Here is a 12,145-nt window from a genome sequence, read left to right on the forward strand (position 1 = left end):
AGATCGTGCTGCCGGGCATCGGCCGGGGCGCCGACGCGCTGACGCCGGTGGTCAGTTCGTCCGTAAGCGAAGGGTTTAAGGACGAAGACGCCTTGCCCCCGACAGATTCCGGGCCTACCTCCCCGCGCACCGCCCCCTAGTCGCGTAACCCGGTCATCGGAGCCCCGACGATGTCCCATTCCATCGCCGACCCCGTCGTTCACCGCGAGCATTGGCGTGACGCCGATGACGATCGCCCGCGCCTCGAGTGCGGCGTCTGCGGCGTGTGGGGCGCGGATCCCGACGCCGCGTCCGCCATCGTCGCCCTAGGCCTGCACGCCCTGCAGCATCGCGGTCAGGAAGCCTGCGGCATCGCCAGCGTCCGCGACACCCGTTTCCACACCGAACGCCATATGGGGCTGGTCGGCGAAGCCTTCGGCGGTTCGGACCTGTCGGACCGCCTGCCCGGCATGGCGGCCGTGGGCCACACCCGCTATTCGACCGCCGGGGGCAGCTTCCTGCGCAACATCCAGCCGATGTTCGCCGATCTGGACCAGGGCGGCATCGCCATCGCCCACAACGGCAACCTGACCAACTTCCTGTTCCTGCGGAACCAGCTGGTCGCCGAGGGCTCGATCTTCCAGTCGACCTCGGACTCGGAGGTCATCCTCCACCTGATCGCGCGCAGCCGCAAAGCCAAGATCGTCGACCGCTTCATCGACGCCGTCGGTCGGATCGAGGGCGGCTACGCTCTGGTGTGCCAGACCCGGTCGAAGATGATCGGGGCGCGCGATCCGCTGGGCATCCGCCCGCTGGTGCTGGGCAAGCTGGGCGAGGCCTGGGTGCTGGCCTCGGAGACCTGCGCCCTGGACACCATCGGCGCGACCTTCGAGCGCGACGTCGAGCACGGCGAGATCGTGGTCATCGACAAGAACGGCCTCCAGTCGCTGAAACCCTTCCCGACGCGCGGGGCCCGGCCCTGCCTGTTCGAATACGTCTACTTCTCGCGGCCGGACAGCATCGTGAACGGCAAGTCGGTTTACGAGGTGCGCAAGCGCATGGGCCGGGGGCTGGCGCGCGAGCATGGCGTCGAGGCCGACGTGGTGGTGCCGGTGCCGGACTCAGGCGTGCCGGCGGCGCTGGGCTATGCGCAGGAGAGCGGCATCCCCTACGAGATGGGGATCATCCGCAGCCACTATCTGGGCCGCACCTTCATCCAGCCCAGCCAGGGCGCCCGGCAGAAGGGCGTGCGGATGAAGCACAGCCCGAACCGGTCGGTGCTGGAGGGCAAGCGGGTCGTGCTGATCGACGATTCGATCGTGCGCGGCACCACCTCGGTCAAGCTGGTCCGGGCGGTGCGGGCCGCGGGCGCGACCGAAGTCCATCTGCGTTCGGCCTCGCCGCCGATCCTGTGGCCGGACTTCTACGGCATCGACATGCCCGAGCGGGACCAGCTGATCGCCGCCAACCACACGCTGGAAGAAATGCGGGCCCACCTCGAGGTCGACTCGCTGGGCTTCCTGTCGGTCGACGGACTCTACGACGCCATGGAGGCCGGCCCGCGCGACCCGCGCCAGCCGCAGTTCACCGACCACTATTTCACCGGCGAGTATCCGACCCGGCTGCTCGACCGCGAGATCGAGGAAGGCGGACGCGAAGTCGCCGCCCGGCAACTTTCACTGCTGGTGAGCGCTTAGGATCTCATGATCCAGCTCGGCTACTTCACCATCGACACGCACGACATCGACAAGGCGCGGGCCTTCTATTCCGCCCTGTTCGGCTGGACCTTCGACGAGGCCCAGTCGCATCCGACCTACGCCCATGTGGCGGGGGCCCAGCCGCCGTTCGGCTTCACCAAGGTCGAACGGGCGAAGAACAACGAGCACCTGTATTTCCGCGTCGACGACGTCGACGCCCTGTGCGAGCGGGTGGTGGAGCTGGGCGGCCGGGCCGCCGTGCCGTCGGACAGCGAGTCCGGGCGGACGGCCGTGGTCTCTGACGATCAGGGCGTCAGCTTCAGCCTGTGGCAGCCCGCCCCGGGCTTCTGAGCCGGTTTCGCTTTCGGCGGGCGCGGCGGCGCGCTATCAGGCCGCCATGTCAGAGCTTCCCCTGAAAGACCGCATCGCCCTCGTCGTCGGGGCCTCGCGCGGCATCGGCTATGAGAGCGCCCTGGCGCTGGCGAAGGCCGGGGCCCACGTCATCGCCACCGCCCGGACCCAGGGCGGGCTGGAGGAGCTGGACGACGCCATCTTCGCCGCGACCGGCCAGCACGCGACCCTGATCCCGTTCGACCTGGTGGACGGCGGAGCCATCGACCGGCTGGGCGGGGCCCTGTTCGAGCGCTTCGGCCGGCTGGACATCTGGGTGCAGGCGGCGGCGACCATGGGCGCGGAGGGCCTGACGCCGGTCAGCCACGCCGACCCGCGCGGCTTCGCCAAGGTCGAGAAGACCAATTTCACCGCCGTCTATCGCCTGATCCGATCGCTGGAGCCGCTGCTGAAGGCGTCGGACGCCGGTCGGGTGATCCATGTGACCACCAGCGTGGCCAGCGCGCCCAAGGCCTTCTGGGGCGCCTATGCGGCGACCAAGGCGGGGGCCGAGGCGCTGATGAAGTGCTGGGCCGACGAGATCGAGTCGATGCCGATCCGGGTGTCGATCGTCGATCCGGGCCGGATGCGGACCCAACTGAGGGCCCAGGCCTATCCGGGTGAGGATCCGGAGACCGTGACGCCTCCGTCGGCCATCGGTCCGCTGATCGTGGAGCTTGCGCGCGGCGATATCGAGCCGCCGCTGGAGGTGAAGTTCAAGGAGTGGAGCGAGGGGCCGGGCGTAGCGGCCCTGATCTGACGATGCGCCGAACGCTCGCCGCAGCGGCGGCGTATTTCGCGATCGTTTTCAGCCTGGCGTTCCTGCTGGGCGTTGTCCGCACCCTCTTCGTGGCGCCCATGACCGGCGACGTCGTGGCCGTGCTTGTCGAGGCGCCGATTATCCTGCTCGCCAGCTGGTTCGCCGCTGGATGGAGCACCCGCCGATTTTCAGTTCCGCCGGACGCGTCGGTGAGACTGGCGATGGGGTTCGCCGCATTCGCCCTGCTGATGGCTGTCGAGACGGCGATGTCGTTGCTGCTGTTCGGACGCCCGCTGGCGCAGCAGGTCGCGGCCTAGGCCACCCCGGCGGGCGCGATCGGCCTCATCGCCCAGACGGCGTTCGGCTTCATGCCGCTTCTGGCGGCCCGCGGCCGCTGAACCGACGGCGGCCCCTTACTTCTTCGGCAGGTGCTTCTGACCGGTCCGCACCCGGCCCGAGCGCGACACCTGCCGGGCCCCTCCCCGCGCGCCCTTCTGGACGGCGACCGACGAGCCGGCCTTCTTGTTGGCGCTCGACTTGAGGCCGGCCAGCGGCTTGGTCTTGCCCTTGCCGGTCTTCTTCTGCTCCAGCGCCTTGCCCGGCAGATTGGACAGGCGGTCAGCCTTCTCGGCCTTCTTGAGCACCCGGCGCGGGGCGGTCTTGGCGTCGCCCTTGTAGCGTTCGGGACCTGACTTGGAGCCGCCCGGCGCATAGGGGTTCTCGCTGCCCGCCTTGACGATCAGGCGGATCGGCGTGCCCGGCAGGTCGAAGGATTCGCGCAGGTTGTTGACCAGATAGCGCTTGTACTGCTCGGGCATGGCCTCGGCGCGGCTGGCCATCAGCACGAAGGTCGGCGGGCGGGCCTTGGTTTGGGCCATGTATTTGGGCTTGATCCGCTTGCCGTCGACGGCGGGGGGCGGATGCCTCTGGGTGGCCATGGCCAGCCAGGTGTTGAGGTCCTTGGTCTTGACCTTGACCGACCAGGTCACGTGGGCCTGGAGCACGGCCGGCATCAGCCGCTCGACGCCGCGGCCGCTGTGCGAGGACAGGGCCACGAAGGGGGAACCCTTCAGCTGGGGCAGCTTGTCGTCGGCCATCTGCGTCAGCTTGGCGAGACGGGACTGGGGCTCGGTCTCGAGGTCCCATTTGGCGGCGACATAGACCAGGGCCCGGCCCTCGCGCTCGACCAGGTCGGCCAGCTGCAGGTCCTGGGTGTCGAAGGCGTCGTCCTTGTCCATGACCAGGACGACCACCTCGGCGAAGGTGATGGCGCGGATGGTGTCGGCGACCGACAGCTTTTCCAGCTTCTCCTGCACCCGGGCCTTGCGGCGCATGCCGGCGGTGTCCACCAGGCGGATATTCTGGCCTTCGTATTCCCAGTCGACCGAGATGGAGTCGCGGGTGATGCCGGCCTCGGGGCCGGTCAGCATGCGGTCCTCGCCGATCAGACGGTTGATCAGGGTCGACTTGCCGGCGTTGGGGCGGCCGATGATGGCGATGCGGATCGGCTTGTCGGGCTCGTCGACCTCTTCGATGAAGATGTCCGCGCTGGCGGCGACGATGGCGGCATAGAGATCGGCCATGCCCTCGCCGTGCTCGGCCGAGATGGCCACCGGCTCGCCGAAGCCGAGGGCATAGGCTTCGCCGATGCCGCCGCCGCTCTCGCGGCTCTCGGACTTGTTGGCCAGCAGGACGACGGGCTTGTGCTGGTGACGCAGGCGCTCGGCGAAGATGCGGTCCAGGGCGGTGACGCCTTCGCGGGCATCCATCATGAACAGGATCAGGTCGGCGTCTTCGAGCGCCGCTTCGGTCTGTTCGCGCATCCGCGATTCGAGGCTCTCGTCGGTGACGTCCTCATAGCCGGCGGTGTCGATCAGGGTCAGATCGATGTCGCCGATGTTGCCGTCGGCGTAGCGCCGGTCGCGGGTCACGCCGGGGCGATCGTCGACCAGCGCGAGGCGCTTGCCGACCAGACGGTTGAACAGGGTCGACTTGCCCACATTGGGGCGGCCGACGATGGCGACTTTGAGAGCCATGTCGGCCTTCTAACGCAGTTTGAGGCGATCGGTCAGCGAATGCTGACCAGCTGGCCCCGGTCAGTGAGCACGTACAGCGCGCCGTTGTAGGCGGCCGGCGCGATGAAGGCGGGACCGCCGAGGCGGACGGAGGCGGTCTGCGCGCCGGTCTTGGGGTCGAAAGCCACCAGTTCGCCGTCGGAGTTGGTCAGCACCAGCCGGTTCGACGCCAGCAGCGGGCCGGACCAGGTGGGACGCACCGTGCGGTCCCAGAAACCGAAGAAGCCGCCTTCCTGACGGACGCGGCCCTCATTGAGGTTGCGGGTCCAGTAGACCTGGCCGGTCTCGCGGTTGACGACCGTCAGCTCGCCGGCCTTGGAGACGACATAGACCACGTCCCCCGTGGGCAAGGGCGCATTGACGCCGGCGACCGGCAGCTCCCATTTGGGCTCGCCGGTGCGGACATCGATGGCCGACATCACGCCGGAGTGGCCCACGGCGTAGACGACGCCGCGGCTGACCACCGGGCGGCCGGCGATGTCGCGGATCTCCGACAGCGCGCTGGTGCGGCTGGTGTTCGACAACTCCTGCTGCCAGACGGGCTGGCCGGTGGAGGCGCGCAGGGCCACCAGTTCGCCGGAGGAGAACGGCGCGATGACGGTGTCGCCGGTCACGGCCGGGCTGGAGGCGCGCATGATGCGGGCGGGTTCGGGGATGCCGCGATAGGCCCAGACCTGCTGGCCGGTGTTCACGTCGAAGGCGAACATCTGGTTCTCGACGTCGATGACATAGACCCGGGCGCCGGAGACCGTGGGCGCGCCGTGGATCGGGACGTCGACCGGGGTGGTCCAGAGCACGGCGCCGGTGGACTGATCGACCGCGGTGACGGTGCGATAGCCCGACGCGATGAAGACCTTGCCGACGCCGACGGCGACGCCGCCGCCGAAACCGCCGCCCGTCGAACTGCCGCCGAAGCCGAAGTCAAACAGGCCGCGCCGGAACTCCTGCTCGTCGGGTTTGACGCTGACCTTCCAGGCGACCGAGCCGCTGGAGGAATCGACCGCCGTGACCGTCGCCTCGCCATCCATGACGAAGACGCGGCCGTTGTCGGCGACGACCGGAGCCATGACCTGGCGGGTGTTGGACGAGCCGGCGCCGATGTCGCGACGCCAGGCGACGGCGAATTCCGGAGCCGCGGCGACGTGCTCGACCGCGTTGTCGGCGTTGCCGCCGGGCTGGGTCCAGGCCGTGGCCGGCTGGGGGCCCGGCAGGAAGAAGTCGCGGCCCGAAAGGGCGGCGGCCGGCGCCAGCTGCTGGTCGAATTCCAGCACCGAGACGCGCTGCCCCTCGGTCGCCGTGGCCTGGGGCTCGTCCCCGCCGCCGAGGCCGAACGGCAGGGCCTTGCGGATGGTGCCGCAGGAGGCGACGGAGGCGGCGAGGCCGCACAGCAGGGCGACTTTGAGCACGCGGTTCATGGCGGACGTCCTGAAAGCGGGGTTCACGGGCGGGCCGCCTCGGCCGGGGCGGTCTGGGCGCGCGGCGCGGGCGGGGCGGCGGCCGTCTCGGCTTCGAGCTCGGCCATGGCCCGGGTGACGGCGGGGAGATTGGCGGCGGTGCCGTCATCGATCGCGGAAATCGCCAGTTCGGCGCGCTGGCTGATCTCTCTCGGCGTATCGAGGCTGTTCTTGAGGACCACGAGGGTCGAGCGGGCCTCGGCCGTCTTGCCGTGCTGCAACTGGGCCATGGCCAGCGCTTCACGGGCGAAGGCGCGGAACGGCCGGCCCTCTTCGGTCAGCGGCTCGAGCCGGGCCTGAAGATCCTCGAGCGAGGCGGTGTCCATCAGGACCATGGCCGCCTTGTAGACGGCGGGGTCGCGCAACAGCGGATCGCTCGACGCCCCGGCGGCTTCGTCGAACAGTTCGACGGCGGCCGGAATGCGATTCTGCTGCACGGCGATGCCCGCGCGATGCTGCAGCGCCAGGGCCTTGTAGGCGGCGTTGCCTTCATCGGCGGCCTGGGTGAAAGCGGCGTCGGCCCCGACGAGGTTGTTGGCCTCGAGCGATTCGAGGCCGCGCTGATAGGCGATCGAGGCCTTGTCCGCCTTCGAAGTTTCCATCGTCTGCCAACCCCACCACGCCAGGGCGGCGATCAGGGCCAGCAGCAGCACGCCGCCGACGACCGGCAGCCAGGTGCGGGCCAGCCGCTTGTATCGATCGGAGCGAAGCTCCTCCTCGACCTGATCGAAGACATCAACCACGGATACGTCGCCCCAAAAGTCGCAGAAAATCCAACCGGCCGGACCCTAGAGGCTCACACCATCCGCCGCAACGCGGCCGTTACGGCGAAACCGGCTTTTTCGAGAAGTAGGTCTCGACTTCGGCAGGAAAACGGCGGGCCTTGACGTCGGCGGCGTATTCGCCGACCGCCCGGTCGATGTCCGTGCGCAAATTCGCGTAGCGGCGGACGAATTTCGGCGTCCAGTCGAACAGCCCCAGCATGTCGGGCGTGACCAGGATCTGGCCGTCGCAGGCGGCCGAGGCGCCGATGCCGATAGTCGGCTTGTCGACCGCTTCGGTGATTTCGCGCGCCAGGCCTTCGGCGACGCCCTCGATGACGATGGCGAAGGCGCCGGCGTCGGCGGTGGCCTCGGCCTCGGCCATGACCCGCAGCCGCTCCTCGTCCGTACGCCCCTTGGCCTTGAAGGCCCCGTCGGTGAGCACGGCCTGGGGGCGCAGGCCGACGTGGCCCATGACCGGGATGCCGCGCTGGACCAGATAGGCGATGGTTTCGGCGACCGTGGGCCCGCTTTCCAGCTTCACGCCCTGGGCGCCGGTCTCCTTCATGACCCGGGCGCAGTTCTCGTAGGCCTGCTCCTTGCCGCCCTCGTAGGAGCCGAACGGCATGTCGATGACCACCATGGCGCGCTTCGACCCGCGCATGACCGCCTGGCCGTGCAGAATCATCATCTCGAGGGTCACCCCGACGGTGTTGGGCATGCCGTGGACGACCATGCCGACGCTGTCGCCGACCAGAAGCAGGTCGCAATGTTCGTCCAGCAGCGCCGCCGTGGGAGCGTCGTAGGCGGTCAGGCAGACGACGGGTTCGCCGCCCTTGCGCGCCCGGATGTCGGGCGCGGCGAGGCGGCGGACGGTTTCCTGCTTTTGGCTGGACATGGATGGGCCTCCTGTTCGGAAGCCTAGATAGGGGTCCGCGGCGGGGCCGTCATCCCCGGCCGGGGATGACGGGAACCGGTCAGACTTCCTGCGACAGCTTCATCACGCCGGCGGCGGCGACCGCGATCAGGGCGGCGGCCGCGATCCAGAACAGTTGCATGCCGCCCATGGAGCCGAGTTCCAGATTGGCGAGGCCGGCCTGTTCGAGACCTGCCTGGATCGCGCCCTGCAGGTTCAGCGAGGCGGACTGAATTCCCTGCCCCAGGGCGTCGCCGGCCACCACGCTGTCGGGCGAGGCCAGTTCGATATCGACCGCCATGGTCTCGCGCACGGCGACGGCGCCGCCGATCAGACCGGCCAGCGACAGGGCCAGAAAGCGGACCCGGGAGCCCTTCTGCAACCGCTGCTCGACCTGGGCGGTGAACAGGGGCGCGTCGGGCATGGGGGGCGTCTGTGCGAACAGACGCTCCACGAAGGGATCGAACTCGTCAGCCGACATGCTGCGTTCTCCCCAAGGGCTGCGCGGGTTCCGGCCGGAGCCGCGCGCGGAGTTTATCCAGACCACGTTTGACATGAGACTTCACCGTGCCGAGTGGCAAATTCAGGGCGGAGGCGATCTCGGGATGCGCCATGCCCGCTCCGTGACAAAGAGAGACACAGAGCCGTTCGGGTTCGCTGAGCGCCTTGAGCGCCTCATCCAGGTCCACCAGGCCCGCATGATCGGTCACGGGCGCGGCGTCTTCGGTTTGAACTTCAGCGACATAGCGGGCTTCCTTGGCGACCCGCTTGATATAGAGGCGCGCCGCGATCCGCTTGACCCAGGCCGCGAACGTCCCTTCGCCGCGAAACTCGCCGCACCGCTGGAACGCCTGGATGAAGGCGTCCTGGGCGATGTCGTCAGCGAGCGAGGGCTGGGCCCCCATCCGCCGCAGCAGGGCGCGCACCGCCGAACCGTGGCGGCGCACAAGCTCTCCGAACTCCCGCCGTCCGCCCGCCGCCGCTAGGGCGGCGAGCTCGACGTCGTGCCGGTCGACCAAGGCCTGGGTCATGATATGTCCCCCTGTCGTCCCGACCCTACTCCTTGTTCGGGTTGAAGAAGCTCAGGACGATGAAGGCCAGGCCGATGGTGGCCGGGATGGCGGCCAGACCAAACATGGCGCCCGTGGCCTCGCGGATGTCGTGATCGCTCCAGCCGAGGTTGCTCAGGTAGCTGAAGGCGGCGAAGCCGATGCCGACAGCCAGCCAGATGACGCCGCGGCGCAGGTCGCGGGTCCGCGACGGCAGCTTGCTGGCCACGTCCTTGGTCATGGCGTCGATCAGTTCGGGCGGCAGGTCCTGGCCCTTGTCGATGGCATGGCGAATCGTGGTCTGCATCTCGCGCTTTTCGCGGGACTTCAGATAGCTCGGGCCGAAGATGATGGCGGTGATCGCGCTGAAGACGATGGCGACGATCAGGATCGGAGTCATGTCCATTGGGTATCCCCTCTTTCTCGAAACCGGAGCGTGATGCTTCGGCCTTCTGACGACAAGAGGCGGCGGGCGCCGTCTACGGATGCGATCGGTCGGGTGAAACTTTTGTAAGGCGGCTGAAGGCGGTTGCCTACAGGGCCGGCGACAGGCCCGCCGGCCCGGCTGCAACTGCTCCGCCTGTCCCCGCGTTCGCCCTGTGTCGGCGTTCGTTATTCGCCCCCGCTGGAGAACCGCCCATGGTCCAGATCACCTATCGCATCGTCGAACATGACGGAGGCTGGGCCTATCGGCTCGGAGACACCTACTCCGAGACCTATCCGGACCACGACTCGGCCCGCGCCGGCGCCGTCGCCGCCGCCCGCGAGCAGAAGGTCCCGGACGAGGACGCCCTGATCGAATACGCGGATGCGTCGGGGCGCTGGGTCACCGAGCGGGCCGACGGCCACGACCGGCCGGAGACCGACGTCGAAGGCTGACCGGGCCGGGATTTCCGCTATCATGCCTCCGTCGCACTGAGGAGGTCACGCCGTGAACCGTTTCTGGATCGCCCTCGCCGCCCCGGTGGCGGTCTGCACCCTGTCCCTGCCCGCCTCGGCGCAGCAGGTCCGCTACTATGACGTGCCGCCCGGCGGCCGCGCCCATGACGTCGCCGTGACGCCCGACGGCGAGGAAGTCTGGTGGACCGTCCAGCGCGGCGGCGGCCACGGCATTCTGGACCCGGACACGGGCGAGACCACCATCGTGCCGCTGGGCGAAGGTTCGGCCCCGCACGGGGTCATCGTCGGCCCCGACGGGAACGCCTGGATCACCGATGGCGGCCAGAACGCCATCGTGCGGGTCGACCGGGAGACGCGGGCGGTCAGGGTCTGGCCGCTGCCGGAGGAGACCGGCCCGATCAATATGAACACCGCCACCTTCGATCATCGCGGGCGCATCTGGTTCACCGGCCAGACCGGATTCTACGGCCGCCTGGACCCCGCAACCGACGACATGAAGGTCTGGGCCGCGCCGCGTGGACGGGGCCCCTACGGCATCGCCACCACGCCCTCGGGCGACGTCTGGTACGCCTCGCTGGCCGGCAGCCACATCGCCAGGGTCGATCTCGACACCGGCGAGGCCACGATCGTCGAGCCGCCGACCCCCAACCAGGGCGCGCGCCGGGTGTGGTCGGACAGCCAGGGCCGCATCTGGGTCAGCGAGTGGAACAGCGGCAACGTCAGCGTTCACGACCCGCGCGACGGCAGCTGGCGGACCTGGAGATTGCCGGGCGAGGCGCCGAAGGCCTATTCCGTCTATGTCGACGAGACCGACAAGGTCTGGCTGACCGACTTCGCGGCCAACGCCATCGTCCGGTTCGACCCGACGACCGAGACCTTCGAGAGCTTCCCCAGCGACCGGGCCGGCGCCAATGTGCGCCAGATGCTGGGCCGGCCGGGCGAGGTGTGGGGCGCCGAGTCGGGCACGGACCGGCTGGTCGTCATCCGCTACGAAGATTGAGGATCCCACTGGATGTTGTGGTTGCTCGTGACCCTGATGACGCCGCCCCTCCAGCCGGCGCAGGACCCCGGGGCGCGCGCCTTCCAGCGCTGCGCGGCCTGCCATTCGGTCCAGGCCGACGACCAGGATAGCCCGGCGCCGAGTCTGAGGGGCGTGGTCGGTCGTCGCGCCGGAACCCTGGAAGGCTTTCCCTATTCCGACGCCATGACCGCGGCGGGCCGGCGCGGGATGGTCTGGGACGAGGCGACGCTGGCGCGCTTTCTCGCCGACCCCAACACCGTCGTCCCGGGCACGGACATGCCCTTCCAGGGCGGACCCGCGAGCGAGCGGGCGGCGGTGATCGCCTGGCTGCGGCGACAACGCTGAGCGGCGGCGACGCAACGCCTTGTGATCGACGGAGGGTAGGCGCGGGACGGCGCGCCGTTTAGTCGTGCGTCGTCTCACAGCTGGAACCGGTTACATGCGTCACCTGCCCCTCCCCGCGCCGACCCGCCGCACCCTTCTGGCCGGGGGCGCGCTGGCGGCCGGGCTGATGATGGCGCCGCGGATCGCGGCGGCGCAGGCCCAGGCTGATCTGGAGCGGGTCAACGCCCTGATCGCGCGCATGACGATCGAGGAGAAGGCCGGCCAGCTGACGCTGCAGAACGATCCGTTCCGCTGGCGGCCCGAGGGGGTGAACCCGGGCGACACGCTGGACTCCAACCAGGAGCAGACCGCCGCCGAGATCCGGGCGGGCCGGATGGGGGCGCTGTTCAACGGCGTCGGCGCGGCGACCACCCGCTTCGTCCAGGAGATGGCGGTCCGGGAGAGCCGGCTGGGCATTCCTCTGCTGTTCGCCGCCGACATCGTGCACGGCCTGCGCACCACCTTCCCGGTGCCGCTGGGCGAGGCGGCCAGCTGGGATGTGGACCTGGCGGAGCGCACCGCGCGGGCGGCTGCCGTCGAAGGCGGCGCGGCGGGGGTGCACCAGACCTACGCCCCGATGGTCGACATCGGCCGCGACCAGCGCTGGGGCCGGGTCGTCGAGGGCGCCGGCGAGGACGTTCTGCTGGGCAATCTGTTCGCCGCGGCGCGGACCCGGGGCTTCCAGGGCGACGACCTGAAGGCCTGGTCGTCGCTTCTGGCCTGTCCCAAGCATTTCGCGGCCTATGGCGCGGCCGAGGC

The 12,145-nt window shown here is 69.5% G+C and carries 15 protein-coding genes; 8 read left to right on the forward strand and 7 right to left on the reverse strand.

Annotated elements, in window-relative coordinates:
• Positions 1-170: 170 nt before the first annotated feature.
• From purF to RDU12_RS06060, 4 genes are read left to right on the forward strand one after another with little or no spacing between them, the layout of a single operon-like run.
• Positions 171-1,676 carry an amidophosphoribosyltransferase gene (purF, locus tag RDU12_RS06045; protein WP_300290754.1) on the forward strand — a complete coding sequence of 502 codons (1,506 nt, stop codon included), beginning with the start codon at positions 171-173 and terminating at the stop codon, positions 1,674-1,676.
• Positions 1,677-1,682: 6 nt separating this feature from the next.
• Positions 1,683-2,027 (forward strand): VOC family protein, encoded by a 345-nt coding sequence (locus RDU12_RS06050; RefSeq protein WP_300290751.1) that lies wholly within the window; start codon positions 1,683-1,685, stop codon positions 2,025-2,027.
• Between the two features lie 46 nt (positions 2,028-2,073).
• Positions 2,074-2,826, forward strand: a complete 753-nt coding sequence (locus RDU12_RS06055) for an SDR family NAD(P)-dependent oxidoreductase (protein WP_300290749.1) — start codon at positions 2,074-2,076, stop codon at positions 2,824-2,826.
• A gap of 2 nt (positions 2,827-2,828) precedes the next feature.
• The gene (locus tag RDU12_RS06060; RefSeq protein ID WP_300290747.1) at positions 2,829-3,143 is read left to right on the forward strand and encodes a hypothetical protein; all 315 of its coding nucleotides are present in this window, start codon (positions 2,829-2,831) and stop codon (positions 3,141-3,143) included.
• Positions 3,144-3,239: 96 nt separating this feature from the next.
• On the opposite strand, the gene der is transcribed toward RDU12_RS06060, so the two are convergent.
• The 7 genes from der to RDU12_RS06095 form a co-directional block, all read right to left on the reverse strand.
• Positions 3,240-4,862 (reverse strand): ribosome biogenesis GTPase Der, encoded by a 1,623-nt coding sequence (gene der, locus RDU12_RS06065; RefSeq protein WP_300290745.1) that lies wholly within the window; start codon positions 4,860-4,862, stop codon positions 3,240-3,242.
• Between the two features lie 32 nt (positions 4,863-4,894).
• On the reverse strand, positions 4,895-6,316 hold the full coding sequence (locus RDU12_RS06070) for a PQQ-like beta-propeller repeat protein (protein WP_300290742.1): 1,422 nt from the start codon (positions 6,314-6,316) through the stop codon (positions 4,895-4,897).
• Positions 6,317-6,339: 23 nt separating this feature from the next.
• Complete coding sequence (locus tag RDU12_RS06075; protein WP_308684269.1) at positions 6,340-7,098, reverse strand: tetratricopeptide repeat protein; 759 nt, start codon at positions 7,096-7,098, stop codon at positions 6,340-6,342.
• 79 nt (positions 7,099-7,177) lie between these two features.
• The gene (gene panB / locus RDU12_RS06080) at positions 7,178-8,014 is read right to left on the reverse strand and encodes a 3-methyl-2-oxobutanoate hydroxymethyltransferase (protein WP_300289823.1); all 837 of its coding nucleotides are present in this window, start codon (positions 8,012-8,014) and stop codon (positions 7,178-7,180) included.
• A gap of 79 nt (positions 8,015-8,093) precedes the next feature.
• Positions 8,094-8,513 carry a hypothetical protein gene (locus RDU12_RS06085; RefSeq protein ID WP_300289822.1) on the reverse strand — a complete coding sequence of 140 codons (420 nt, stop codon included), beginning with the start codon at positions 8,511-8,513 and terminating at the stop codon, positions 8,094-8,096.
• Positions 8,503-9,063 (reverse strand): RNA polymerase sigma factor, encoded by a 561-nt coding sequence (locus tag RDU12_RS06090; protein WP_300289821.1) that lies wholly within the window; start codon positions 9,061-9,063, stop codon positions 8,503-8,505. The genes RDU12_RS06085 and RDU12_RS06090 overlap by 11 nt, the downstream gene beginning before the upstream one ends.
• 25 nt (positions 9,064-9,088) lie before the next feature.
• On the reverse strand, positions 9,089-9,487 hold the full coding sequence (locus tag RDU12_RS06095) for a DUF6249 domain-containing protein (protein ID WP_300289819.1): 399 nt from the start codon (positions 9,485-9,487) through the stop codon (positions 9,089-9,091).
• Positions 9,488-9,720: 233 nt separating this feature from the next.
• Between RDU12_RS06095 and RDU12_RS06100 the strand changes: the two genes are divergently transcribed.
• The 4 genes from RDU12_RS06100 to RDU12_RS06115 all read left to right on the forward strand — a co-directional run.
• Complete coding sequence (locus tag RDU12_RS06100; protein WP_300289818.1) at positions 9,721-9,960, forward strand: hypothetical protein; 240 nt, start codon at positions 9,721-9,723, stop codon at positions 9,958-9,960.
• Between the two features lie 52 nt (positions 9,961-10,012).
• Complete coding sequence (locus RDU12_RS06105) at positions 10,013-10,981, forward strand: lyase (RefSeq protein WP_300289817.1); 969 nt, start codon at positions 10,013-10,015, stop codon at positions 10,979-10,981.
• A 12-nt stretch (positions 10,982-10,993) separates the two neighbouring features.
• Positions 10,994-11,347, forward strand: coding sequence for a cytochrome c family protein (locus RDU12_RS06110; RefSeq protein WP_300289816.1), 354 nt, complete (start codon positions 10,994-10,996; stop codon positions 11,345-11,347).
• A gap of 94 nt (positions 11,348-11,441) precedes the next feature.
• Positions 11,442-12,145, forward strand: a 704-nt coding sequence (locus RDU12_RS06115; RefSeq protein ID WP_308684270.1) for a glycoside hydrolase family 3 N-terminal domain-containing protein, incomplete at its 3' end; no start/stop codon positions are given.

This window comes from Brevundimonas sp. (assembly GCF_031082345.1).
Lineage (GTDB): Bacteria > Pseudomonadota > Alphaproteobacteria > Caulobacterales > Caulobacteraceae > Brevundimonas.